Consider the following 26099-nt stretch of genomic DNA (forward strand, 5'->3'; position numbering starts at 1 on the left):
CGGTCTGTATCGGTTTGCACCGGGTTGCATCGGTTTGCATTGGGCTATTCCGCTACGTCCGTCTCTTCCGATGGTCAATGAAGCCGCCCGTGCTCCGTTCATCCGGATGCCGGCCACTCCGCCCACTCCGAGAGCGAAGGGCCAGCGTTCCTGCCTCTGCCTGCCGCTAGACTTATGGGCGCTATGAACGTTAACGAATCCCTGAACACCGCAGCCGGCATTGCGCAGACCGGCACCCCGACCATGATCCGCCGCACCTCGCCCGAAGTGCTCGCACCGGCAGGCAACCTCAAGTCCTTCAAGGCCGCCATCGACTTCGGTGCCGACGCCGTCTACTGCTCAGGCAAGATGTTCGGCATGCGCTCCGCTCCCAAGAACCTTTCCCTCGAGGAGATCGCCGAGGCTCGCGACTACGCTCACGCCCGCGGCGCTCGCATCTACATCACCTGCAACATCCTGCCCCGCAACGAGGAGATCGCCGGCATCCGCGAATACATCGGCCAGCTTGCCGACATTGGTGTGGATGCGATCATTGTCACCGACATCGGCGTGATGATGATGGCCCACCGCATCGCGCCGGACCTCGAACTGCACGTGAGTACCCAGGCGGGCGTGACCAACTGGCTCGCCGCGAACGAACTGCACGAACTCGGTGCCAAGCGCGTGGTCCTGGCCCGCGAGCTCAGCCTCGACACCGTGCGCGGCATTCGCGCCAACGTGCCTGCTGATCTCGACATCGAGGCGTTCGTGCACGGATCGATGTGCATGGCGTTCTCCGGCCGCTGCCTGATCTCCAACTATCTGACCGGACGCGACGGCAACCACGGCGAATGCGCACAGCCCTGCCGCTGGAAGTACCATCTGGTGGAGGAGAAGCGCCCCGGCCAGTACTTCCCGATCGAGGAGACCGACAAGGGCTCCTACATCTTCAACTCACAGGACATGTGCATGCTCGAACACGTGGGCGACGTGATCGACGCCGGCGTGACCAGCCTCAAAATCGAGGGCCGCGCCAAAAGCGTCTACTACATCTCCGCCATGACCAACGCCTACAAGTGCGCGGTCAATCTGTGCCTGGAAGCCGACGATCCGCGTGACGTCGTACTCCCCGAATGGCTGCGCGCAGAACCGTACAAGGTCTCGCACCGCGACTACAGCACTGGATTCTGGTACCCCGAACACAAGGTCACCCAGAACGCCGACCGCAACGGCTACTACCGCGACTGGGTGCTCGTGGGCGAGACCCGCGGCTGGGCGGACGGCCGACTCACGTTCATGGGACACAACAAGATCACGCCCGGCCAGACCGTGGAGATCCTGCGTCCCGGCGAGCCCCCGGTACGCATCGAATCGGCCGACGACTCGTTCCTCGACGCGGACGGCGTGCCCGTCGCCGCGGCCGCATACCCCACGCGCACGTTCTCCATGGCCTGCCCCGAGCCTGTGGCCGACGGACTGATGATGCGCTCGCCCGCACCCAACCGCACACTCAAGGCCGAATGATCGGAACGCGCGGAATGATCGGAACGTTCGAATAATCGGCACGCGCGATCGCAACGATCACAGAGCGCACATGATCGAACACAGATCGAATGCAAAGGACTAGCAAGGACCAACAATGCCTAACGACAACACCAACTACGACAACGAAATCCTCAACAGCAACGCCATCCCCAGCCACGACAAGAACGGTCGCCCCATCCCCGTGACCATCCCGATCCAACTCGCTCCCGGCATCAAGGTGGTGTACACCACGCGTCTCGGCGGCGTCTCCACGGGCGACTGGGCCGGACTCAATCTCGGCGGACGCGGCGGCGACGATCCCGCGCACGTGGCCGCCAACCGCCAGGCGCTTGCCGACGAGCTTGGCGTGAAACTCTCCCTGATCGGTCAGGTGCACTCCGGCATCGCCGTGGACACTGACGAACTCTGGGAGGAAAACGCCCCCTACGGTTTCGACGCGTCCGGCACCGCACTGCCCGACGGCACCGAAGCCCGCCGTGTGGAGGCAGACGGCCAGGTGACCAACCAGCGCGGCGTAGCCCTCGGCATGTTCGCTGCGGACTGCCTGCCCGTGCTGTTCGCCGACCCTGAATCCGGTGTGATCGGCGCGGCTCACTGCGGCCGTCGCGGACTGCAGCGTGGTGTGATCGGCGCCACCGTGGACCTCATGGTGGCCAAGGGTGCCAAGCGCGAATCCATCGTCGCCACGCTCGGCCCGTGCATCTGCGGAGACTGCTACGAAGTGGGCGATGAGATCGCTGAGGACTTCCAGAACCGCTTCCCTCTCACGCGCACCGTCACACGATTCGGCGGTGCCGGCGTGGATCTCAACGAAGCCGCGATGATCGACCTCGCATTCGCCGGCGTGACCAAGGTCGGCCAGTCCATGCCGCGCGTGAACGCCGCCACCCAGTACCTCGATGCCGACGAGGAGCTCGCCGAGCTGTGCCGTACCGACGGCGAAGGCCCCGAGTCCCTGCATGAGCGCCTCGAACAGATCCGTCACAGCATGTGCACGCTCGAGAACCCGCTGTGGTACTCGCATCGCCGCGCCGCGCTCGCCGGCAAGAGCCACGAAGGTCGCCTCCTCGCCCTGATCGTCCGCGAGTAACCACGCCCGCTCCGCTCCACACCGAGCGCACTCCGCACCGTCCCGTAGCGTCACTTCCACGAGTGCGGGAATTCCCGAACCGCAGCATGAATAAAACACGGCGACCCCGCAGCGCCCGTACATGCGACGTGAAAGATTCGGGCAGTTGTCGATGGGCGGGCGCGGCATCCCCCCGAAGCGGCTACGGTGGTGCCCATGTGTGAGAAGAGCGATGTTACCCAGAACGATCCGACTGTCGACTCCGCTGTCGACCCGACCGTCAGTGTGAATGCCGATCCGGCCGCCACAGCAGCAGTGCAGTCGGCAGCAGCAGTGCAGTCGGCACAGTCCGTGCATCCCGAACAGTCCACCCCGCTGCCCACCGATGTCCCTGTGGTGGCCGTCGTGCTGGCCGCGGGATTCGGCACCCGCTTCGACCCCGACAACCCCAAGCAGCTCGTGTCGGTGGGTGGCAAGGAGATCGTCCTGTGGTCCATCGAGGCGTTCGAGCACAATCCGCTGGTCTCCGACATCATCGTCGTGGTCAATCCGCGTGTGCACGAGCAGGTGGAGAGTCTGATCGTCAACAATGGCATGAGCAAGGTGCGCATGGTGATCGAAGGCGGTGCCGAACGTTCCGACAGCACGCAGATCGCATTGCAGACGCTTGCCGACGCCGGCATTCCCGACGATGCGAAGGTGCTGATCCACGACGCCGTGCGACCGTTCGTCGAACAGTCCGCCATCCGCGGCTGCATCGAGACGCTCAACCAGTTCCGTGCCGCCACCGTGGCCGTGCCCTCCACCGACACCGTGCTGCTGACGCAGGATCTCGGTGACCGCAAGATCATCTCCTCGGTGCCCGAACGTCCTGACACGTTCCGCGCGCAGACCCCGCAGGCGTTCCGTTTCTCCACGATCCGCGAGGCGTACGCCAAGGCGGTGGGTGATCCCGACTTCCATCCCACCGACGACACCCGCGTGGTGGTCGACTATCTGCCCGGCACCCCGGTGGCCATCGTGGCCGGTGCCGATACGAATCTTAAGATCACCACACTCGCCGACATTCCCGTGGCGGAAAACATCGCCGCGAACCTGACGCAGGGCATGTCGAAGGAGGAGGCCCGCGCCCGTATGCATGCCATGCTGTCTGGCGCGCTCGACCAGATGCGTCGATAGGCGGTCACCCCTACAACGTCACCCAACGTCATCCCTACAGCACTTACACTAGGAATCATGCAAGAGTTCAACGTCGTCATTTCCGGATTCGATCATTACGAGGACATCGACATCAACCCTTCGGCCGAAGTGTGCGCGGCGCTGGAATCACGTGGCGTTGAGCCGTCCGAAGACAGTGCCGGCATCGTGCACATCAACGTCACATCCGTGTTGATTCCGCTGAGTTTTCAAAATGCGTGGCCCACGCTGCGTGACGCGATCGATCGTGTGCATCCGGACATGGTGCTCGCCACCGGACTCAAGACGCATGCGCATTCCGTGGCATTGGAACGCTGTGCCACCAATCTGATCGACGCATCACGGCCTGATGCGGACAATATTCAGCCGCGTCGTGCGCCCATCGATCCGGATGGGCCGGCCGCCTACTGGACACGTCTGCCGTTGCGTACGATCCTGCATGATTTTGCCGAGCAGAACATTCCCGCCACATTGAGTTCCGATGCGGGCACGTTCGTGTGCAATTCGTTGTTCTATCGTCTGCTGGACTGGAATTCCATGCAGTCGACGGCGTTGTCCGGATTCCTGAGCTTCCCCAAGATGAATGATGGTGGCAAGTACGGTTCGGGACTGTCGTTGGAGCAGATGATCGCCGCGGCGCAGGACGTGATCCGTGCCACCGCGGACTATGCGATCCACCCGGTTTCCGACGAGATCTGAACCGCGATCTGAGACGGACACCGTTTGTACTCAGTTCGGGCCACCATGCATGATCACGACGATCGGATTGTCCTCCGGTCGTCGTTTTTCGTTACGTCATTCCCAACGTTTTGCATACGGATCAGCGGCTTTTCATCATGCTTCGAACAGCCTGTGATGACTGTGTGTGACATCTGTGCCAAGTATGAGTCGCTGCGGCGCGGCAGAGCGATGCGTGCGCTAAAGTTCCAAGCAGTCGGGGGTGAATCATGCTCCCGTGCAATCGATCGAAGGTAGTGGCAAGGCAGGAGCTGTTATGGCAGAGGAATTCCCCGTCGTTCTGCGTGGGTATGACAAGGAGCGGGTCGATCAGGCGATGGCCGGCATGCGTGAGAACACCGAACGCATGCGTGAACAGATCAAGGCGTACGATCAGCGCATTTTGCAGTTGGAGGCCGAACTGCGCGAGGAGAAGTCCCGCAAGGCCGCTCCCCAGAAGAACTCCTTCGCATCGTTGGGCGCTTCCGCCCAGCAGCTGCTCGCCTCCGCCGAGCAGACCAGCCGTGAACTGCTCGACCGTGCCAAGCAGGACGCGGCCCGCATTCGCAAGACGGCTCAGGAAAAGGCCGACACTATGCTCAACAACGCGTCGATCGATGCCGCGCAGGTGCAGGATGACGCCAAGGCCGAAGCCGAGGCGATGACCTCCAAGGCCCGCACCGAAGCTGACACGATCCTCGCCTCCGCCAAGCAGACCGCGCAGCAGCTCAGGTCCGTGTCCGAGAAGCGCGCCGCCGAACAGCATGAGACCCTGCAGCTCGAACTTGCCGCCGCGCGTTCCGATCAGGAGAAGCAGCTTGCCGCCGAGAAGGCCGCGCATGAGCGTACGCTCGCCGAGCAGCGCACCGAGCTGACCCGTGAGATCGCCGAGCAGCGCAAGATCGCCGACGAGGAGATCGCCAAGAAGAAGGCAGAGTCCGACGACCGTATTCAGAGGGCGCTGGATCAGGCCAATGTCCGCCTCAACGAGATGCGTGATCAGGCTGGCAAGATGCTGTCCGACGCCAAGCGCCAGTCCGGCGAGATCCTCGAGAAGGCGAAGGCCGAGGCCCGTCGCATCACCGACGCCGCCGATGTCGAGCGTGCCGACAAGCTCGCTAAGGTGGGTGCCGAGGTCGAACAGATCCGCAAGGACATCGCCGCTCAGCAGGATGAGGCCACCGCGAAGGTGAAGGAAGTGCTCGCCAACGTCAAGGAGCGCAGCGAGCAGGCCCGTCGCGAGGCCGACGAGCTGCTGGAACAGGCCAAGAAGGCCCGTTCCCAGGCCGACGATTACTCCGCGGTCAAGCACGACGAGGCCGACAAGCAGAGCAAGACGCTGATCGACGAGGCCACTCGCAAGGCCGAGGCGCAGGTGGAGCAGCGTCGTCAGGCCGCCGAGAAGGAGATCAACGGTCTGCAGGAGCACATCACCGCACTGCAGAACCGTGAGGCGTCCATCACCGCCCGTGTGGATGAGCTGCGTTCGATCTTCGCCGACGCGTTCGGATTCGGTGGCGTGGCCGGTGCCGCGGCCGGGGTGTTTGGTGCCGCCAACGCCGAGAAGGCCGTTGTCGAGGATGCGAAGAACGTCGCAGCCGCTGCTGCGGAGGATGCCGCCGCCGCTGCGGAGGATGCTGCCAAGCTGTCCAGTGCCAAGGGCGAGGCTCCGGATGTGCCCGTGGCCAACGCGGTGGCCGACCCCGTGGTCGCCGATGAACCGACCGAGCCCGCCAAGCCGTCCGCGGCAGGGAACGCAGGAAACGAAGGGAACCGCTGATGACCGCAGAAACTGCAACCGCGACTTCCGCAACCGCAACCGCTGATTTCACGCCACTGTCCGACGCCCGTCTGGCCGAGCTGCGTGAGGGATTCGACTCCCGTGAGGCCAACCGCATCGCCATGAACGCGGTGACCGACGCCGGCATCGACAAGGTGGCCCGCAACTTCGACCGCGCCCGTCTGCTGCAGCGTCGCTTCTCCGTGACCGTGGATAATGGCAAGGTCACGTCTCAGGCACGTTCCGGCCGCTGCTGGCTGTTCAGCTCGCTCAATGTGGCGCGTTTCGTGGCCAAGAAGAATCTCGGCATCAAGGATTTCGAATTCTCGCAGAGCTATGCGATGTACTTCGACAAGCTGGAGCGCGTGAACTACTTCATGCAGGACGTGGCCGCGCTGGTGGCCGCCGGCGAACCGTCCGACTCCCGTCTGATGCAGCACCTGCTGCACGACGTGATGGGTGATGGTGGCCAGTGGACGATGGCGCTCAACGTGTACGTCAAGCATGGTGCCGTGCCCAAGGATCTGTTCCCGGAGACCGCGTCCAGCCAGAACACCGGTCAGATGAACACGAATCTGCGCGCGCTGCTGCGTGGTGCCGTGTGCAAGCTGTACGCCGGCGAGGATGCACAGTCGGTGATCGATGAGACGCTGGCCGCTGCGCATCGTATTCTGACGATCCACCTTGGTACGCCGCCCACCAGTTTCGATTGGGAGTGGACGGATGACGATGGCGAGTTCCACCGTGTGGGTGAGATCACGCCGGTCGAGTTCTGGCACAAGTACGTGGATGCCGGTCTTGAGGACTATGTATGCCTGGTCGACGATCCGCGTGCCGAGCACCCGAAGGGCGTGAAGATCGGCATCGAGCATCTGGGCAACGTGGTGGGCGGTACGCCGACCGAGTACCTTAACGTGCCGGTGTCGTTCATGAAGGAGTGCGCTCGTAGGATCATGAGCGAGCAGGGCATTCCGGTGTGGTTCGGTGCCGACTGCCATCCCATGATGGATCGCGAAAACGGTGCATGGGCCACCGACCTGTTTGAATATGGTCGCGTGTATGACGTGGATTATGCGATGGACAAGGAGGAGCGTGTGCGCTTCGCCGACTCCGCCATGAACCACGCGATGGCGTTCGTGGGCGTTGACGTGGCCGACGATGGCACGACCACGCGTCGTTGGCGTGTGGAGAACTCGTGGGGCGACAAGATCGCCGACAAGGGCTACTTCACGATGAGTGACGACTGGTTCAGCGAATACGTCTACGAGGTCGCTGTCCCCAAGTCCATGCTCCCCAAGGAATACCAGGAAGCCCTCACCACCCCCGCCCTCATGCTCCCCGCCTGGGATCCAATGGGCGCTTTGGCCTGACGGTCGCCGACGTCAGGCCAAAGCGAGGAAAGCGTTAAGCGTGACAGTCCGGTGGACTGTCACGTAGCTTTCCCGTGGTGGGTTGCCGACGCAACCCGCCGCAACCGCTTTGGCCAAGTAGCGCACGGAGTGCGCGTAGGCCAATACGCGCGGAGGCGTTGGGAGACAGTCCGGTGGACTGTCGAGCCGATTGCCGCCACAACCCTTTGGGGTCCACTGTTTTATCGAAATTCTTATCGACCAACGCATACCAAGGCATGAAAATCTAGTCCTGCGAATCGTTGAGTAGATCGCTCATTATCGTTGTGATCCAACATCTTCGGCATCTCACTGTATCCTGCAGCATGCTCCTGCAACGATGTCATTGAACGCGTTCTTCATTACTCTCGCCGGCTGTTGGCCGGACGACAGAGGCCAATAATAACAACATCAGTTGCATTTAGAAAGACAGTCCCAGGACAATCCCCCGTACCCTTTCGGCATTGGCGAGAGGGTCTATCGTGCGCGCGTCATGCCTTCGTATCGTGGCAGAGAATGCAATATTGAGCACGTACAGCATTCTCTGCCACTGGCTGTGGCACAGAATCCACGGATGACGAATTGTTCCATTCTCTGCCATGGAAAACGGCATGAAATCGCGGATTATTGATCGATTTCTGGGTAATAACGGTCTATCCCATCCCTTGATGTCATGACGCTTGTGGCAGAGAAGCGTGATAGATCAATTTCGTGCATTCTCTGCCACATCGTCGTGGTAGAGAATACGAAAACAGAGTATTGCCGCATAGTGTGGCAAGGAATCGTGGCAGAGAATGCAAAAATCAAGAGCATTGTCATTCTCTGCCGAGGTCTGTGGCACAGAATGCAAAAGTCGACAGCATCGTCGTTCTGTGCCAAAGCCTGTGACAGAGAATCCCCAATACGGCCGATTGATCATTCTCTGCCAATCATCAGTACGTGATCGGGCGTATCGCAGCGTCTCATACGAAAAATCTGCAGTGAGGACAGACGATGATGCAAGGAACGCATTGGTCTGTCCTTGCAATCGTGCAATCAGTGGTCATAACAGTGCCCGATAAACACGAAGGTGTCTGACTCGAAGCGTATACGAGTCAGACACCTTCATCATCGTGTGCTGTGTGCTGTGTGCCGTGCGACGCACTTGATATCAGTTGATATCAGTTAGTGGTCAACCGCATCACGCATCACGCATAAATGCATCACACGTAACCACACATCACGCATAAATATTGCGAGCGCGCATGTCGCTGGGCAGACCCTCGAGCAGATGGGTCACGGAGTCGCTTTCGAACACGGAACGGATGCCGGCGGCCAGCAGCGGGGCGATCGACAGCACGGTCATGCCATCGAAGCGCTTTTCGGCGGGAACCGGCACGGTGTCGGTGAGGATGATCTCGCGCGCACCGCAGGACTTGAGTCGTTCCACGGCCGGGCCGGACAGCAGTCCGTGCGTGGCGACGAGCGTCACGCTCTTGGCGCCGGCGTTGCGCAGCACCTTCACGGCTTCGCAGATCGTGCCGGCGGTGTCGATCATGTCGTCGACGACGATGCAGTCGCGGCCTGCAACCTCGCCGATGATGCCATGCGCTTCGGCGTGGTTCGGACGGGTGATATCGCGGGACTTGTGGATGAAGGCGAGCGGACGGTTATCAAGCTTGGCGGCCCAACGCTCGGAGACCTTGATGCGGCCGGCGTCGGGGGAGACGATGGTCACGTTGCCGAGTTCGCAGTGGTTGCGCACGTAGTCGATGAGGATCGGCATGGCGGTGAGATGATCGACCACGCCGTCGAAGAATCCCTGCTCCTGCGATGCGTGCAGGTCCACGGTCATGATGCGGTCGGCGCCGGCGGTCTTGAACAGGTCGAACACGAGTCGTGCGGTGATGGGCTCGCGGCCCTGATGCTTCTTGTCCTGACGGGAGTAGCCAAGGAACGGCAGCACGGCGGTGATGGAACGGGCGGACGCGCGCTTGAGTGCGTCGATCATGATGAGCTGTTCCATGATCCACTTGTTGATGGGATCGGTGTGGCTCTGGATCACGAACACGTCGGCACCGCGCACGGGCTGGGTGAAGCGCACGTACATCTCGCCGTTGGCGAAGTCATAGGCGGTTGTCGGAAGAATGTCAAGTCCCAGACATTTCGCCACTGCTTCGGACAGCTCCGGATATGCACGTCCAGTAACGACGGCGAGTTTGCGAATGGGGGTTTCTTCCAATACCGTGGCCATGTTGGCGATCTCCTTTCGACCTCAAGACATAGTAGTAGGTCGGCGCGTCATTTCCTTTATACAGGGTACGGGAATCCGCGGCGAGAATGGCCGGGGGAGTGGTTTTTCCTCAAACTCGTCCAATTTACGAAGTGGCAACCGTCCGTTCATTCCACATTGTGGAAGATCGCCGCTTTTTGACCCTCCTCACTCCTTAGTGTGATCACACTAAAAAACGGGGTTGTTGGAATTTCAACGTTTTGGAGGGATTCGTCACGATAGTGTGATCACACTAAGGGAGAAGGGGCGGAGAAATGAACGGCAAGAATGTGAGACAAAACGGCGGTTTCGCAACGGCTCGTCTATAGTGATGTAGTCCGTGCCCATGGAGGGGCATGGCAATTCACAAATGCTATCCAATACATAGCAATGAAAGAGGTGAGAAATATGGCAGCTCTTCGCGGACCTGACAGCAGCGAAGATGAACGGCGCAATCTCTCGGAGCGCGCGGTTTTTCCCGAAACGATGGATGTGAACATCTATCAGCTTGACCCTATTCCGGCACCTCGCTCCTTTATCCGTGACATTCCGCTCAGCGATAAGCAGCTGGATCTGGTGTCCCGTTCCCGTCAGGAGATTCGTGACGTGCTGCACGGCCGTGACGATCGTCTGCTTGTGGTGGTGGGTCCCTGCTCGATTCATGATCCCAAGGCCGCGCATGACTACGCGCAGCGTCTTGCCAAGCTCAAGAGCGAGCTGAACGACGATCTGGTGATCGTGATGCGTGTGTACTTCGAGAAGCCGCGTACGACGATCGGTTGGAAGGGCCTGATCAACGATCCTGATCTGGATGGTACGTTCAACATCCGCAAGGGCATGTTCCTGGCCCGTCGCGTGCTGTCGGACGTGCTTGATCAGGGTGTGCCGGCGGCCACCGAGTGGCTTGATCCGATCACCCCGCAGTACCTGTCCGACGCGATCAGCTGGGGTGCGATCGGCGCGCGCAACACCGAAAGCCAGGTGCATCGTGAGCTGGCCAGCGGCCTGTCGATGCCGGTGGGCTTCAAGAACTCCACCGACGGTTCGATCAAGGCGGCAGCCGATTCCTGCTACGCCTCGAGCTTCGAACACCACTTCCTGTCGATCAATCTCGACGGTCATGTGATCGCCGCCGAGACCAAGGGCAACCCCGACTGCCATCTGATTCTGCGCGGTTCGAGTCATGGCCCGAACTACGATACCGAGTCGGTGAAGGCCGCGCTTGAGGCGCTGCGTAAGGCGAATGCCCCCGGTCCGAGCAAGGTCGGTCTGATCGTCGACGCCGCGCATGGCAACTGCGGCAAGGACGAGGTCGTGGAGGCCGAGGTGGTGGAGAATCTTGCCGAGCGTATCGCCGCCGGCGAGCAGGGCATCACCGGCATCATGATGGAGAGCTTCATCGAAGCCGGCGCGCAGAAGCCCGCCCCGCTCGATCAGCTTGTGTACGGCAAGTCCGTGACCGACCGTTGCGTGCCGTGGGATCGCACCGCCGAACTCCTGCGCACTCTGGCTCAGTCCGTACGCACTCGTCGCAATAACTGAACCTACACAACGATCTGGGTGTGATCGGGCATCGGGGGACGTGGAACCGTTCTCTCGTGATCTGGTCATACCCAGATCCGTTTCCGGTGTTTTCCGATGTCTCCCGATGATTATGTATATTGGCTAACAATACGGCCAATTCTTGGCAACATGCGGCATGGTCATTCCCCCGCTGGGCATATTCTGCGAGACAATGATTACGGCAACAATCATTTCCGTGCGAAGAGGCAGAGAGAATATGAGCAACGAGACGGTCGTCGTAGTCGTAGAGAGCAAGGCTCCCACCAATCTGAGGGTCAATGATCGCATCGAACCGGTCGATCTGGAACCGGGCGGCGTTCCCGTATTGCGCTGGACCGTCCCGCTGGTGGACGTGGGCGTGGTGAACGCGGCGGATGAGGTCACTGCGAATAATACGGTCGTCGCGTACGAGGTGATCGTGTCGTCCACGTACGACAAGGCCGAATCCGGCAATGGCGACGTATGGGATTCCGGACATGTGGAGGGCGACGGTTTCGACGGCGTTTCGCTTTCCGGCATCGACATGGCTCCCAGTCGTCGTTACTGGGCCTCCGTACGCGTATGGCGCGGCACCGAGGATTCCAGCAAACCCACCGCGTGGAGCGAACCGACCACGTTCGGCACCGGTGCCGGAAAGCACTGGGAGGCCGCCGAACCGATTTGGCCTGACCCGCTCACCGCCAACCCCTACCGCACCGTGGAACTGCCCGAGTCGATCGCGGGCAAGGATCGTGAGATCAGCACCGACGATCAGTTCGCCAAGCGCCCCGATCCCATGACCAGCGAGCACAATTCGCAGGGCTGGGCCCTGTTCCGCGGCTACATCACGTTGCCGAAGAAGCCGATCCGCTGGGCCACGCTCAACGCGACGGCCGCCAGCGTGAGCCGCGCCCGTCAGTTCGTCTACCGCATGTGGCTCAACGGCCACTTCGTCGGATTCGGCCCCACCTTCCCGATCGACGGCGAGACCCGCTACGACGGCTACGATGTGACCCGCTATCTGGTGCCCGGCCGTGACAACTTCATCGGCGTGATCGCCTACGCGCTCGAGGATCAGCGTTTCATGGCGCAGCTCGACGTCATGTACGAGGACGGCACGCTTGCGCACTTCGGCACCGGCGAGGACTGGCTGTCCCGCGTGGGCAACAACGTATGGCTTGACGGCGCGTCCGTGGGCACGCATGTGTACGAGTTGCCCGCCGAGAACATTCAGGCGGCCGCCTATCCGCGTGGCATGTCCGAAGTGGGCTACGACGACATCGACTGGGCCGTCTCCAAGGTCAAGCCCGCGTTCGACGAACTCAAGGCCACGCCGTTCGACAAGCCCACCCTGCGCGAGCGCAAGGCGGTGAAGAAGTGGATCACCGACGACGGTCGTCTGATCGTCGACTTCGGCCGTGCCGTCGCCGGCGGCATCCGTCTCGCTGCCCGGGTGAGCCGTCCCACCGATCTGGTGATTCGTTTCGGCGAGCGCTTGAACGATCAGGGCACCGTGCAGTACCGTCTCGACGCATACAACGAGTATCAGGACGTGTGGCATTACGTGCCGAACAAACTGAACGTGCCGGTCACCGCGCGCACGTGGGGCCTCCGTGTGTTCCGCTACGTGGAGATCCTGCCCACGGAAAGCAATGACGAGAACGCCGAACTGCTGCGTGAACTGCTCGACAGCGACACCGCGCTCGAGGCGCAGGCGCTGCTGTATCCGTTCCACGGTCCGTCCGACGGCTTCGTGTCGTCGAATGAGACGATGAATCAGGTGTGGCAGCTGTGCCGCAACACCGTCGAATCACTCAATGTGAATATGTATGTGGATTCATGGACGCGCGAACGCATTCCGTACGAGGCCGACGCGTGGCTGCAGCAGCGCGCGCACATGTCGCTGGATGCCGATTCCAAACTCGGCGAATACTCCATCGACTATCTGCTGGCCAACCGTACGTGGCCCACCGAGTGGCCGCTGTATCTGGTACTCGCCGTGTACGACGCGTGGGTGCAGACCGGTTCCCTGCAGCAGGCCGCCGAGCAGTGGGACAGGATCGTTGCGATGCTGCCCGACAAGTATCTCGATGACACGACCGGACTGATCGTGAAGGATCCCGGCGAGAGCAGCACCATGGACGGCGATCTGGTGGATTGGCCGCCGGCCGAGCGTGACGGATTCGTCTTCGGTCGTGTGAACACGGTGATCAACGCGCTCGCCGCACAGAGCTATATGTGCGCGGGAGTGCTCGCCCTGAAGCTTGGCAAGGTCGACGAGAGCCGTCGCTACCAGCGTATTGCGTCCCGTATGCGCAAGGCCATCAACAAGTATCTGTGGAACGACGAGGTGGGTGCCTACGCCGACGGTCTGGATACGGGCGTGGACGGCAGGCAGATCGCGCATTGCTCTGAGCATGCGTCCGCGTTTGCGCTGGCGTTTGCGCGCGTTCCCGCCGAGCGTCTGCCTCGCGTGGGTGCGTTCATCCGCTCCAAGGGCATGGCGTGCAGCGTGTATGTGGCGTCCGTGCTGCTCGAGGGACTCTACAAGGGCGGTCAGGGCGTGTATGCCAACGAGCTGATGGCCGCTTCCGAGGGCGAGCGCACATGGCGGCACATGATCGATGAGGGTGCCGGTGCCACCATGGAGGCGTGGAGCCGCGATCTCAAGAGCAACACCACGTATTCGCACCCGTGGGCCGCGTCGCCGGCGTTCCTGCTGCCGCGCTACATGGTGGGTGTGCACCCGCTGGAGCCTGGATTCCGTGAGTTTGTGATGGCGCCGCAGCCCGGTTCCATTGGCGAAGCGAGCGCCAAGGTGCCGATTGCGACTGGTGTGATCGAGGCTGGATACAAGGTGTTGGGCGATACGGTGCCCACCGCCGAGGACCAGTCGCTGGACGGCATCGAGATCACGCTGGTCGTGCCGATCGGTACGACCGCCGATGTGATCGTGCCGCCGACCAAATCCGGTGCGCCGATCGTGCTTGACGGTGTGGAGACGGTGGTCGCGGACGCGCGGTACGGCATGCCGTCCACGATTCCGCAGGGTTCGTATCCGGCCGGCGCGCGTCGTATTCATGGGCTGACCGCTGGGCGTCACGTCATTCAGGCGTGATCCGACCGGGTGGCTGGCTACGTTGTTTCACGTGAAACAACGTAGTTGGTTTGCCAAAAACCAGAACGTGGCTCTCCTCGTTCGTGCGGTTTCGACCATTCCGTAGATTCCGTACAATGAGGGGAGCTTTGTATAGTTGGACGATTGACATGGCAACGGATCGTCGGCAACCGGTGAGATGGCCGGTCATGATGCATGCGGATGACGATGCATGACGATGGACGATGGCGGCGACGGGCCATGTCGGGGGAGGATCTCGATGAGCGAGAACACAGAGAACAACGAGAACACAGAGAACAAGTCGAATACCACTACTGCACATGCCGATGTTGCGAATACCGCAGTCGATGCCGAGGGTTCCGGCAACCGCGGCGATGAGCTGCGCGCTATCCGTCGCGCACTGGATGAAGGCAAGAACCCGCTCAACGTGCAGGGCATTCCGCGCTGGGAGGATCAGGTCGGCATCAGCCGTATCGTCAATCGACGGGTCATGGAACTCGACCCGCTGCCCACGCCGGCCGAAGTGCTGTCCGATCAGCCGTTGGAAGGCGAGGCCCGGGAGCTGGTCGCCAGTTCGCGTGATCAGGTGCGCGCATGTCTGTACGGGCAGGACGATCGACTGCTCGTCATCGTCGGCCCCTGTTCGGTACACGATCCCAAGGCCGCGCTCGACTACGCGCGTCGACTGTCCGCGTTGAACAAGGAACTGGACGGCGAGCTCATGATCGTGATGCGCGTGTACTTCGAGAAGCCGCGTACCACCGTCGGATGGAAGGGTCTGATCAACGATCCCGACGTGGACGGCAGCCATAACATCCACAAGGGCCTGCTGCTCGCCCGCCGCATCCTGCTCGACGTGCTGGATGCCGGACTGCCGGCGGCCACCGAGTTTCTTGAGCCGACGTCGCCTCAGTTCATCTCCGACGCCGTGACATGGGGTGCGATCGGCGCTCGCAACACCGAAAGCCAGATCCATCGTCAGCTCGCCAGCGGACTGTCCATGCCCGTCGGATTCAAGAACGCGACCGACGGATCCGTCAAGGCGGCCATCAACGGATGCTATGCGGCCGCCCAGGAGCACACGTTCTTCGGCATCGATCACATGGGACGTGCCGCCGCCGTCGAAACGCTCGGCAATCCCGACTGTCATGTGGTGTTGCGCGGTTCGAGCCACGGTCCGAACTACGACGCCGAATCCGTGCGCATCGCCATGGAGGCGGTTCGTGACGAAATGCCCGCCGATTCCGCGGCGGCCCACGGACTCGTGATCGACGCCTCGCATGGCAACTCCGGCAAGGACGAACACCGTCAGGCCGAAGTCGTGCGCAACATCGCCGCGCGTGTGGCCGCAGGGGAACAGGGCATCACCGGCATCATGATGGAAAGCTTCCTCGAGGGCGGCAACCAGCCGGCCGCGCCGCTGCCGCAGCTCATCTACGGCAAGTCCATCACCGACAAGTGCATCTCCTGGCCGGAGACCGAGAAGCTGCTGCGCGAACTCGCCGCCGCGGTCAGCGAACGCCGCTGGAACTGATCGACTGATTGACTGGCCGACGAACTGTCTGATCCGAATCCCATCCCCCGAATCCATACCTATATAAAGGAGTGCAAATGAGCAGAACGATCGCGATCATCGGAGCCATGGACGAGGAGGTCGCGCTCATCGCCCGTTCGCTGACCGACGCCGTCACGCATGCCGAAGCCGGTCTGAACGTCACCGAAGGCACATTCGCCGCCGCGTCCGGTGAGACGTTGCACGTGGTCGCCACCGTGGCCGGCATGGGCACGGTGAACGCCGCCTCCACCACGCAGCACCTCATCGACGTCTATGCGCCAGAGTCCGTGATCTTCTCCGGGATCGCCGGCAATCTCAACAAGGATCTGCACATCAACGACGTGGTGCTCGGCGGCACGCTGCGTTATCTTGACACCGACATGCGTCTGATCGCCCAGTCGGCACCCAAGACCGACGAATTCCACTCCGACCCGCATCTGCTGTCCGTGGCCGGCGAGGCACTTGACGAGATGGGCATCACGCATATCACCGGCGTCATCGCCACCGGCAACTACTTCGTGGAAGGCGACGAGAACACCGCCAAGGTGAAGGCCGAAACCGGTGCCGACGCCGTGGAGATGGAAGGTGCCGCCGTGGCGCACGTCGCCGCCCGCAACGGCGTCCCCGCACTGGTCATCCGCGCGCTGAGCGACAATGCCGACACCGAATACGAGACGTTCAAGGAGTTCGACATCAGCGAATACGCCGACACGGCCGCCAAGCTGGTGATCAATATTCTCGGACGGCTGTGATGGCTGTTTGCACAATCGCACTGCTTGGCGTTCAGATGATTCGATGATGAACGCCAAGTGAATCATGGTGAACGCAAGGTTGCGCGACATTGATTTCTCTCTGTCCGACGGTGCGCCTTGACCGACGTTCCCCCACACTGGGAACCGCAGTATGCCGATGACGACGAGGAACGCATCGGCATTGTTGTTTCCAGTGTGAGGATTGGAAGAATATGACACATGCATTCGCAACCGCGGTAAAGGGAGCCGTCGCCGGCTTCGCCGCCGTGGCCATGCTGACGCCGCTTGCCGCGTCCACGGCCTCGGCTGCCACCACGACAGGCAGCAATCAGCAGAGCTTCATCCAGTACGACGTGGCCGAAAGCCCGGCAGCCGATGGCGGCAAGGGACTGACCTCGCTGCTGACCGATTTCAACACCTACTGGACGCCCAACAAGGGTGCCACTGACGCCGGCGTCGCCACGCTGCAGCACGACGACGAGCTGACCGAAAGCATCAACAACGCCGCATTCGGCGCCGATGGCAAGACCGCGCAGGATCAGCGCGCCCTGTCCGATGCCCAGATGAACTCCACCAACACCCTGTACGACGCCCTCGGCCCGACCATCGGCGGCTACTTCAAGTCCGACATGGAAGCCGGCAAGCTGCCCAAGACCGCGGCCTTCCTGGAGGCCATGGACAAGTCCGTGAGCACCGGCGACGCCAAGGGCACCTACGCCCACCCGCGCCCGTACGTGGATCGCGCCAACTACAAGGGCGAGAAGATCGACCTCAAGGGACTCAAGAGCACCCTTGACATCAAGAAGGTCCCCGGCTACGAGAACTTCGACTGGGGTGACGGCGAGGCTCCCGACAACGAGTACGAGGGACTGGCCGAATCCGGTTCCTTCCCGTCCGGCCACACCACCTTCGCCTTCACCCAGGGCGTGGGCCTGTCCGCCATCCTGCCTGAGCTCGGCCCTCAGATCATGACCCGTGTGTCCGAGGCCGGCAACAACCGCATCGTGCTCGGAGTGCACTACCCGCTCGACATCCTCGGCGGCCACATCGCCGGTCAGTACGGCGTGGCCACCGCGGTCAGCGGCAACGACAAGGCCAAGGCCGATGCCGCCGCTGCCCGTACCGAGCTGGTGAACTACCTCACCGCCCAGTGCAAGGCCGACGGCCACGGTGACACCCTCGAGGCCTGCATCGCCAACACCGGTGCCAGCAGCGACAAGGGCTACACCAACGGCTTCACCGACGACGTGGTGAAGACCGCCGTCACCGACCGCAAGAGCGCCATCGACGCCTACACCGCCCGCATGACCTACGGCTTCCAGCAGACCGGCAAGGCCGGTCAGGCCGCCGTGGTGCCCGACGCCGCAGTGAGCATGCTCGACAACGTGGCTGCGTTCAAGAACCTCACCGCCGACCAGAAGAAGGCCGTGCTCGCCGCCACCGAAGGCGACTCTGGATACCCGCTCGACGCCTCCTCCGAAGGCTGGGCCCGTATCAACCTCGCCAAGGCCTACAGCGCCAAGGTGACGCTCGACAAGAGCGGCAAGGTCGTCAAGGTCGAGCCTGGCCAGACCGCCCCGTCCGTGGTGACCGTGAACACCGGTGACAACGGCAACAACAATGGTGGCAATAACGGTGGTTCTGACAACAACGGCAACAACAATGGTGGCCAGACTGACAACAACCAGCAGGGCAACAATGGCCAGAACGGCCACAACGGTCAGAACGGCCAGAACGCCGGTACCAACAATGCCGGCAACAACGGTGCCAACGGCCAGCAGGGCTCCAACGGCTCCAACGGCAACGCCGGTACCAACAACGGCAAGACCAACAACGGTACGAACGCCGCCAAGACCGGCAAGCTCAGCCGCACCGGTACCGCCATCGCGGGCATCGTGGTTGCGGTTGCTGTGATCGCCGTCGCCGGTGCCGCGATGGTCATCCGCCGTCGCCGCGCCTGAAGCCATCGGCAACTGAATAACTGAATACACAACTGAATAATTAGGGGAGTGATCGTGGCTTTTACGTCCGATCACTCCCCTTTTTGATCAAATAACCAACCAAATAACCAATCGAATATCAATACGGGCGGCTGATCGAATCAGTCGCCCGTATTCACCAAGTCACAAGCCAGCGTATACAACGTATACTCAGTCACCGATCGTGGCGACGGAGCCGCGATCGATCAACCGCGGATCGATCAGCATATGACGCGACGGCCACTCGGGATGCTCAAGACGCCACAGCAACGTGTTCAGGCATTCCGTGGCGAACTCGTGCTGCGGCGAACGCAGCACGGTCAGCGGACGCGAACTGGGCGTGGCATAGCCGTCGATGGAGATCAGCGAGATATCCGTGGGTACACGCTTGCCATGTCGCTCGAACGCCTGCGCGAGTGCGATGGCCAGATAATCGGAATGCACGAGCAGGCCGGTCGCCTCGGAGTCGAGCGTGCGTTCCACGATCTCCTCCACGCCGTGCGTGTCGTAGGGCTGGATGCCGTCGAACACGAACGGGCATTCCAGCAGATTCGTCTTGTCGACGAGCTGGTGCCACGCCTCCTCGATGATCTCGGAGGTCGGGGTGAGCGTGAACGCGGCCGCCACATGACGATGTCCTCGCTCACGGAAGTGGTTGATGGCCTTGCGCACGCCATACGGATGGTTGGTGCGCACGGAGTCGTGGAACACGTTGGATGAGTATGGCTGATCGCGTTCGGCGATGACCACCGGGACGGGGGAATGGTTGATCCAGTTCCACGACGCCTGTGAAACGTCCTCCTCGGAGCTGGGGGAGGTGATGATGCCGACCAGATTGTTCACGGAGCCGAACGTGTCAAGAATCTCGTTTTCGCGAATGCGTTCGTAGGAGGATTCGCGGATCTCCACCTGATAGCCGAGTTTGGCGGCCTCGGTCTGGATCTCGCCGATCACGGTGGGCCAGAAGAAGCTGGGTTCGGGGAACATGAGTCCGATCACGCCGTTGTTGCCGTGGTTGTTGCGCGCGGTCGGGGTCGCAGTGGCCGCAGGAATGACAGGTTGCGGAACGCCGATGCTCATGTCGCGAAGATCCTCGTCGTTCAGCGGCATCATGGTGCGGTCGAGCCGGTCGATCGTGGTGTCGTTCAGCAGCGGTTCGCTGTTTCGTGCCGTAATGTTCGCGGTGACGGCGGCGTGTTCGGCGATGGTGGCGGCTGCCCCTGCGGGAATAGTTTCGGCAATCGCCGCGCGGGTTCCACCGACCGACACCGCGTGGTCCGTGCCTGAACCGTCGGATTCGGTGCTGCCGATCGACATGGCACCGCCTCGCACCCTACGCAGCAGTCCGGCGTCGGCGAGCACGGACAGATCACGCCGCACGGTGATCTCGGTGGTGCCGAGATACTTCGCCAATGCGGGGACGGTCACCACATTCTCTCGAGTGAGCAGACTCAGGATCATATCCTGTCGTTCTGCGGGCAGATAACTGCGTTGTGCAGCGGTCGTGGTGCCGTCCGAGGCGGCGTTGAAGGTGGACATAGCGATTCCTTGATGTTGGGGATTGCGTCAATTTATCATCGAACTGGTTATAAGTATACCGTTTTGATCACAAACAAGCATACCATCGATGGCAAAACCGTCGCTTGATATCGGTAAAGTTCTTAGAAATTATACGGTTTTCACGAATGGTCAGACGTCATATTTTCAACTTTTTCATCTTTTGCCAGTGTGTCATAGTGATCATCGATGAAACAAACTGTGGAAAATGATTGAAAGTGATTATATGTGAACAAAAGTGCGATATACTGAAATGGTCATCAATGGAAGAGCGTGGTCGGCAAAGAGGCGACCGCGAAGAACAAGACAAAGGACAGTCATGGCAGACGATTCCGTACTCACCGCAGCACAGGCCCGGTACGCCAACGAATTCTGGACGGCCACCTCGGGCGATCTCACGCAGCGTCGCGAAACGATCAACGCTCCCGAATATGTCGCCGAACCCGGCGATGCCACGCCGATCGTGATCGATCCGGCCGACCGCAAGCAGCCGTGGATCGGTGCGGGCGCGGCCATCACCGACGCCGCCGCATCCCTCATCTGGGGATCCATGGACGCCGAACAGCGTCATGCGTTCCTCGACGATTGCTTCAATCCCGCCAAGGGCGGTTTCTCCGTGATCCGCATCCCGCTCGGCTCCTGCGAGCCCAGCGCCCAGCCGTACTACACGTACGACGATCTGCCCTTCGGCGAGCATGACAACGCGCTCACCAAGTTCTCGCTGGGCACCGGCGAACCCGGCGCGCCCGACGCCACCAAGGACTTCAAGTACATCATCCCCGTGGTGCTCGAGATCCTCAAGATCAACCCGGCCGTGAAGATCATCGCCTCCCCGTGGAGCGCCCCCGCATGGATGAAGAACACAGGCCACCTGTGCCAGGGCGGTCACCTGCGCTTCGACGAGTGGACCGGCAACGGCTTCGACCCCATGCTCGACAGCTTCGAGGGCTGCTACGCGCGCTACTTCGTCAAGTACGTCGAGGAGATGGCCAAGATCGGCATTCCGATCTGGGGCGTGACCGTGCAGAACGAGCCGAGCAACGCGCCCAAGTGGCCCGCCATGATGTGGACGCTCAAGCAGCAGGCCGAATTCGCCCACAAGTTCCTGCGCCCGGCCATGAACCAGAAGTTCCCGGAGATGCGCATCTTCATCAACGACGACTCCACGCACAACATCCTGTGGCCGGTCAACGAGATTGTCACCCCGCAGCAGGCGGCCAGCGTCGACGGCTTCACCGTGCACACGTACGAGGGCCCGTACTCCAACTTCTTCAACGCATCCCGCTCGTTCCCGCATTGGATGTTCGGCATGACCGAGCGCCGCTGCATGATCGACGAGACGCCCGAGGACGCCGCGCACATCATGCTCGGCATCATCGGCAACTGGCTCGTGCGCAACGGCGAGAGCTTCATCGCGCTGTGGAACATCGCGCTTGACGAACGCGGTCTGCCGAACCAGGTGGGTGCCACCGGTCGTCGTGGCGTGGTGACGATCCAGCACGAGACCGGCGAGGTGATCCGCAACCTCGAGTACTTCATGCTGCGTGCGTTCGGCCAGGACGTCAAGCCCGGCTCCGTGGTGGTGCGCTCCACCAACCACACGCCCGACGGATGGTCCGGCGGACTCGGCTCGGTCGCGTTCCTCTCGCCCGAAGGCGATGTGGCCGCGCATGTGTACAACCCGACCGGCGAGCCGATCGAGGCCGCGGTGACGATCAACGGTCAGGGCGGCGCGTGGCAGAAGGTCACCGTTCCGGCCTGGGGCGTGGTGACCGTGCACAAGTCCAACGGCGCGATCAACGTGTCCGAGCCGCCGGCCGACGACGAGTTCGAGCTCAACCCGGCGCCGAAGCACCTGCTCGGCGACGTGGCCCCTGGCAAGGTTCGCGTCTGGGGTCAGGACGAGTGACGTCTTGCCGCCGGTGATCTGAACGCCGGGCCGGTTCCGGGGTGTTTTCGGTGCTCTGTGCACTCGGCGCTTTGCACTCCCGGGTTCTGGCCTGTGGGCTCTCCCAGTTGATGGGGGAGCCCTTTTTTTCATGCCCAATTCTCGCCGTCACATGGGCCGGGTTGTTTTGTTACGTGGGCCGTGTTGTGTTACGTGGGCCGTGTACGGCCCACGTAACGGGGTCGCAAAATCGTTGAAAATTCAACGTTTCTATCGACTGTTACGTGGGCCGCGGACGGCCCGCGTAACAGTCGCGGCCCACGTAACGCGGCCCACCTAACGTTACGCGGGCCGACGTGGTCTGGGGAACGGCTGCATGACGAAGGCCCGCACCGAATGTTCGGCACGGGCCTTCGCGAGTGAGTAGTGAGTTTATGATTCGATCGCGCGACTACTCGAAGAGCGTTTCGTCGTGATCGTCGGCGGGGTGCGGCGTGTAGGTGATCTCGAATTCGTCGTCGACGGGGGCCTGCGTGGTGTTCACGGACTCCTCGACCGATTTGTGGAAGCTCACCGTGCCGTAGGCGGGTACGGTCACCGTCTGCCAACGCGCGCCGTCGCCGTTCACTGTCACCGCGGCCTCGATCGGCTCGCCGGTCGGGTTGTAGAGGAATCCGGCCAGATCGCCGTTCGGCGCGAGGAAGGCGACCGAACCGAGTCCGCCGTGACGACCGTCGGGCGTGTGGTTGGTGGATGCCACGCGACGGGAGCCCACGGCCACGTCCTGACCGTAGTTGCGCAGCATGAAGTATTCGAGATTGCGGATCACCTTGCCGGTGCTCGAATCGATGGTGATCACGCCGCGGCGTCCGGACGTGCCGGCCCACGACGGGAAGCCCTGCTCGTCAAGCGCCATGTTCCACAGGTTGATCAGGCCCACGCCGTTGCGCACGAGCCAGGTGCCGATCTCGCCGAACATCACGTGCGACGCCTCGGCCACGGTGTCGTCGAGCATGCAGCGGCGTTCGGTCATGGCGGCCTTCCAGTGCGGGAACTGACGGGTGCCGTTGTGCACCCAGTGCGGCAGGCCGGAGTAGGTGTGGAACGCGGCGCCGGCGAATGCGTTCGCCTGCTCGGGGGTCATGTAGTCGCTGGCCGGACGCTGCCAGAAGCGCAGCGAGTCGTCGCCGAAGTAGATCTCCACGTCGGGATAGGTCTTGTCGAGCGCCGGACGCAGATAGTTCGCGCCCCATGCGGTGAGTTCCTCGGGCGTCCACACGGTGATCGGCCACGGGCAGCCGTTGCTCGGCTCGTTCTGCATGGTCACGGACGAGATCGGAATGCCGTACGATTCGTAGGCGGCGATGAACTTGACGAAGTACTGCGCGTACACGTAGTCGATGGTGTCCTGGTACCGGTAGCCGTTGCCCACGTACTCGCCGAGACGCAGACGCCCGGCACCGTCGAGTCGGCCGCTGGTCTTCATCCAGGCGGGTGCGCTCCACGGGGAGGCCATGACCTTGACTGCCGGATTGATCGCTAGGATCTCCTGCAGCACGGGCACCACGTTCTTGAGATCCTTGGTGGCGTCGGGCGCACCGGGCTCGCCTTCGCCAATGGAGAAGTGGTCGAGCGCGGGATCGGCGGCCACGCCGTCGGGCAGATCGTCGTAGGAGTAGTAGGCCTGGCTGGAGAAGTCGCACGAACCGATGGAGATACGTACGGAGGAGAAGCCGCCCTGCTCGGGATCGAACATCTCGGTGAGGATGGCGTGGCGCTGTTCCGGACTCATGGACTGCATGAACAGGGATGCGCTGGAGTCGGTGATGGCCGCGCCGGCACCCTCCCACAGCTGGTATTGACGGGTGGGGTCGATCACGATCTTGACGGCGTTCGCGGCATCATCGTTGCCCTTGATCTCCGGCGTGGGGATCGGGGTACGACGATCGGCGAGATCGCCGCTCGTGCGAGTCCAGTATTCCGTACGGTAGCTGGTCATCATTGCTCCTTCTGCTTCCTTATATACAGGTGACTGAGTTCATCATTGAACAATCGACATTGATAAACTTACAATCAATTATAATCACAAATGAACATGGTCATATCTGATCATTCGGCGTGTTGGGCGTGTTCTTCTGGTGATCAAGTCGATGCTTTCGTTGAAAATACTGAACGTTTGCGTAATCATCGCTATGATCGGATGGCATTGATCACAGAAAAATCGAAGACAAATTTTGGCAACATTCCGAATTGATCATTAATGAACGTGTATGATCGAAAGCAACAGATAACGAAAGACCCGAAACGAACGGAACGTGAAGTTGGTTCAATCGGGTTGACGGGACTCTGATAGCGGCAATGCAGCCGAAGTAAACGAAAGGAAGAACAATGAAGTTGAATCGCGTGTTCAAGGCTGTCGCGGTGGCTTCTGTCCTGGGTCTGGCTCTGACCGGATGCGGTGGCGGCAGCGACTCCGCGGCTTCCGGAAGCTCCGATGCCTTCGACAAGAACGCCAAGACGGAGATCACCTTCGCCGGTTGGTCCCTGAGCTCCACCCCTGAGTTCCAGACCCTCGCCGACGCCTTCATGGCCAAGTACCCGAACGTCAAGGTGAACGTCAAGGAATACTCCGCAGACGACTACGACAAGCAGCTGACCGCCGATATCTCCTCCGGCGCCCAGCCCGACGTCTTCCCGATCAAGAACCTGCAGAAGTACTACACGTACTCCCAGTCCGGTGGTCTGGCCGAGCTCAACGACATCGCGGACACCTACAAGTCCGACAAGAACATCGACATCTCCAACTACGAGCTGGACGGCAAGTACTACGCCATGCCGTACCGTCAGGATTCCTGGGTTCTCTTCTACAACAAGGACATGATGGAGAAGGCCGGCGTGGCCACTCCGGACGGCACCTGGACGTGGGATGACTACACCAAGGCCGCCGAGGACCTCAAGACCAAGCTCCCGGCTGCCGGCTACGACGCCAACTCCGTCTACCCGATCTACCAGCACAACTGGCAGTCCGTGGTTCAGGCCTTCGCCCTGGCCCAGACCGGCTACAAGCCCGACACCAACTTCTTCAAGGCCAAGTTCGACTACATGAAGCCGTTCTACGAGCGTGCCCTGAAGTGGCAGGACGAGAAGCTGACCATCGACTGGAACACCTCCAACTCCACCGCCGTCCAGTATCAGGCCCAGTTCGGTACCCAGAAGGCCGCCATGATGCCGATGGGCACCTGGTACGCCGCCACGCTGGTGAAGCAGCAGAAGTCCGGTGACGCCGACCAGTTCACCTGGGGTATCGCTCCGATCCCGCAGAACCCGGATACCAAGAGCTCCGACAAGCCGGTGACCTTCGGTGATCCGACCGGTCTGGCCGTCTCCTCCAAGTCCACCGGTCAGAAGCTGGCCGCTGCCAAGGAGTTCGTGAAGTTCTGCGCCGGTGAAGGCGGTGCTGAGGCCCTCGCCAAGATCGCTACCACCCCGGCCTACTTCTCCGACGCCGTTGCCCAGACCTACTTCTCCGTGGACGGCATGGCTACCGATGACCTGACCAAGAAGGCCTGGCAGGAGCACGACACCAAGCCGGAGAACCCGGTTGGTGAGGGCTCCGATACCATCATCTCCCTGCTCAAGGATGCCCACTCCTCGATCATGACCGAGACCGCCTCCGCGAACGACGCGCTCGCCAAGGCGACCCAGGACATCAAGGATCAGGGTCTGGTCACCGAGTGATGACACTTGGCTCTCGCCTCTGACAGCGGGAGCCAAATCCACCT

16 protein-coding genes are annotated in these 26099 nt (G+C 61.6%); 13 read left to right on the forward strand and 3 right to left on the reverse strand.

The genetic code is table 11. The features are described from left to right. The first annotated feature begins 243 nt into the window (after positions 1-243). The 6 genes from EP30_RS00515 to EP30_RS00540 all read left to right on the forward strand — a co-directional run bounded on the left by EP30_RS00515 (position 244) and on the right by EP30_RS00540 (position 7657). Positions 244-1503 carry a U32 family peptidase gene (locus EP30_RS00515; RefSeq protein WP_094662507.1) on the forward strand — a complete coding sequence of 420 codons (1260 nt, stop codon included), beginning with the start codon at positions 244-246 and terminating at the stop codon, positions 1501-1503. Between the two features lie 115 nt (positions 1504-1618). After that, complete coding sequence (locus EP30_RS00520) at positions 1619-2614, forward strand: polyphenol oxidase family protein (RefSeq protein WP_140555201.1); 996 nt, start codon at positions 1619-1621, stop codon at positions 2612-2614. A gap of 312 nt (positions 2615-2926) precedes the next feature. After that, positions 2927-3772, forward strand: a complete 846-nt coding sequence (locus tag EP30_RS00525; RefSeq protein ID WP_375137725.1) for an IspD/TarI family cytidylyltransferase — start codon at positions 2927-2929, stop codon at positions 3770-3772. A gap of 57 nt (positions 3773-3829) precedes the next feature. Then, on the forward strand, positions 3830-4489 hold the full coding sequence (locus EP30_RS00530) for a pyroglutamyl-peptidase I (RefSeq protein ID WP_140555203.1): 660 nt from the start codon (positions 3830-3832) through the stop codon (positions 4487-4489). Positions 4490-4784: 295 nt separating this feature from the next. Beyond that, on the forward strand, positions 4785-6287 hold the full coding sequence (locus tag EP30_RS00535; protein ID WP_140555205.1) for a cell division protein: 1503 nt from the start codon (positions 4785-4787) through the stop codon (positions 6285-6287). Further along, positions 6287-7657, forward strand: a complete 1371-nt coding sequence (locus EP30_RS00540; RefSeq protein WP_140555208.1) for a C1 family peptidase — start codon at positions 6287-6289, stop codon at positions 7655-7657. Before EP30_RS00535 ends, EP30_RS00540 begins: the two co-directional genes overlap by 1 nt. A gap of 1237 nt (positions 7658-8894) precedes the next feature. Here EP30_RS00540 and EP30_RS00545 read toward each other — a convergent pair. Then, positions 8895-9908 (reverse strand): ribose-phosphate diphosphokinase, encoded by a 1014-nt coding sequence (locus EP30_RS00545; RefSeq protein ID WP_094662245.1) that lies wholly within the window; start codon positions 9906-9908, stop codon positions 8895-8897. Between the two features lie 426 nt (positions 9909-10334). On the opposite strand from EP30_RS00545, the gene EP30_RS00550 reads away from it, so the two are divergent. From EP30_RS00550 to EP30_RS11265, 5 genes are all read left to right on the forward strand, one after another. Next, positions 10335-11468: a 3-deoxy-7-phosphoheptulonate synthase gene (locus EP30_RS00550; RefSeq protein WP_140555210.1), complete on the forward strand. Its 1134-nt coding sequence runs from the start codon at positions 10335-10337 to the stop codon at positions 11466-11468. A 238-nt stretch (positions 11469-11706) separates the two neighbouring features. Beyond that, a complete protein-coding gene (locus tag EP30_RS00555) occupies positions 11707-14586 on the forward strand; it encodes a family 78 glycoside hydrolase catalytic domain (protein ID WP_181160721.1) in 2880 nt (959 codons plus the stop codon). A 259-nt stretch (positions 14587-14845) separates the two neighbouring features. Continuing rightward, on the forward strand, positions 14846-16120 hold the full coding sequence (locus EP30_RS00560) for a 3-deoxy-7-phosphoheptulonate synthase (RefSeq protein WP_140555214.1): 1275 nt from the start codon (positions 14846-14848) through the stop codon (positions 16118-16120). Between the two features lie 77 nt (positions 16121-16197). After that, positions 16198-16893, forward strand: a complete 696-nt coding sequence (gene mtnN, locus EP30_RS00565) for a 5'-methylthioadenosine/S-adenosylhomocysteine nucleosidase (protein WP_140555216.1) — start codon at positions 16198-16200, stop codon at positions 16891-16893. Positions 16894-17105: 212 nt separating this feature from the next. Beyond that, a complete protein-coding gene (locus tag EP30_RS11265; RefSeq protein ID WP_140555218.1) occupies positions 17106-18854 on the forward strand; it encodes a phosphatase PAP2 family protein in 1749 nt (582 codons plus the stop codon). A 189-nt stretch (positions 18855-19043) separates the two neighbouring features. On the opposite strand, the gene EP30_RS00575 is transcribed toward EP30_RS11265, so the two are convergent. Continuing rightward, positions 19044-20411, reverse strand: a complete 1368-nt coding sequence (locus EP30_RS00575) for a substrate-binding domain-containing protein (RefSeq protein WP_140555220.1) — start codon at positions 20409-20411, stop codon at positions 19044-19046. Between the two features lie 337 nt (positions 20412-20748). Here EP30_RS00575 and EP30_RS00580 point away from each other — a divergent pair, with 337 nt between their 5' ends. After that, complete coding sequence (locus EP30_RS00580; RefSeq protein ID WP_140555222.1) at positions 20749-22338, forward strand: glycoside hydrolase family 30 beta sandwich domain-containing protein; 1590 nt, start codon at positions 20749-20751, stop codon at positions 22336-22338. 430 nt (positions 22339-22768) lie between these two features. Here EP30_RS00580 and EP30_RS00585 read toward each other — a convergent pair whose 3' ends face one another. Continuing rightward, positions 22769-24319, reverse strand: a complete 1551-nt coding sequence (locus tag EP30_RS00585) for a glycoside hydrolase family 30 beta sandwich domain-containing protein (RefSeq protein WP_140555224.1) — start codon at positions 24317-24319, stop codon at positions 22769-22771. 386 nt (positions 24320-24705) lie between these two features. Between EP30_RS00585 and EP30_RS00590 the strand changes: the two genes are divergently transcribed. Beyond that, positions 24706-26055, forward strand: a complete 1350-nt coding sequence (locus tag EP30_RS00590; RefSeq protein WP_094662263.1) for an ABC transporter substrate-binding protein — start codon at positions 24706-24708, stop codon at positions 26053-26055. The last annotated feature ends 44 nt before the right edge of the window (positions 26056-26099 follow it).

This window comes from Bifidobacterium sp. UTCIF-39, assembly GCF_006408715.1.
Lineage (GTDB): Bacteria > Actinomycetota > Actinomycetes > Actinomycetales > Bifidobacteriaceae > Galliscardovia > Galliscardovia tissieri.

Bases quoted from the DNA above. Each gene is read 5' to 3' on its own strand.
- EP30_RS00520 (WP_140555201.1), top strand. From the start codon at position 1,619: ATGCCTAACGACAACACCAACTACGACAACGAAATCCTCAACAGCAAC.
- EP30_RS00575 (WP_140555220.1), bottom strand. From the start codon at position 20,411: ATGTCCACCTTCAACGCCGCCTCGGACGGCACCACGACCGCTGCACAA.
- EP30_RS00590 (WP_094662263.1), top strand. From the start codon at position 24,706: ATGAAGTTGAATCGCGTGTTCAAGGCTGTCGCGGTGGCTTCTGTCCTG.
- EP30_RS00535 (WP_140555205.1), top strand. From the start codon at position 4,785: ATGGCAGAGGAATTCCCCGTCGTTCTGCGTGGGTATGACAAGGAGCGG.
- EP30_RS00530 (WP_140555203.1), top strand. From the start codon at position 3,830: ATGCAAGAGTTCAACGTCGTCATTTCCGGATTCGATCATTACGAGGAC.
- mtnN (WP_140555216.1), top strand. From the start codon at position 16,198: ATGAGCAGAACGATCGCGATCATCGGAGCCATGGACGAGGAGGTCGCG.
- EP30_RS00585 (WP_140555224.1), bottom strand. From the start codon at position 24,319: ATGATGACCAGCTACCGTACGGAATACTGGACTCGCACGAGCGGCGAT.
- EP30_RS00560 (WP_140555214.1), top strand. From the start codon at position 14,846: ATGAGCGAGAACACAGAGAACAACGAGAACACAGAGAACAAGTCGAAT.
- EP30_RS00515 (WP_094662507.1), top strand. From the start codon at position 244: ATGATCCGCCGCACCTCGCCCGAAGTGCTCGCACCGGCAGGCAACCTC.
- EP30_RS00580 (WP_140555222.1), top strand. From the start codon at position 20,749: ATGGCAGACGATTCCGTACTCACCGCAGCACAGGCCCGGTACGCCAAC.
- EP30_RS00545 (WP_094662245.1), bottom strand. From the start codon at position 9,908: ATGGCCACGGTATTGGAAGAAACCCCCATTCGCAAACTCGCCGTCGTT.
- EP30_RS00550 (WP_140555210.1), top strand. From the start codon at position 10,335: ATGGCAGCTCTTCGCGGACCTGACAGCAGCGAAGATGAACGGCGCAAT.
- EP30_RS11265 (WP_140555218.1), top strand. From the start codon at position 17,106: ATGACACATGCATTCGCAACCGCGGTAAAGGGAGCCGTCGCCGGCTTC.
- EP30_RS00555 (WP_181160721.1), top strand. From the start codon at position 11,707: ATGAGCAACGAGACGGTCGTCGTAGTCGTAGAGAGCAAGGCTCCCACC.
- EP30_RS00540 (WP_140555208.1), top strand. From the start codon at position 6,287: ATGACCGCAGAAACTGCAACCGCGACTTCCGCAACCGCAACCGCTGAT.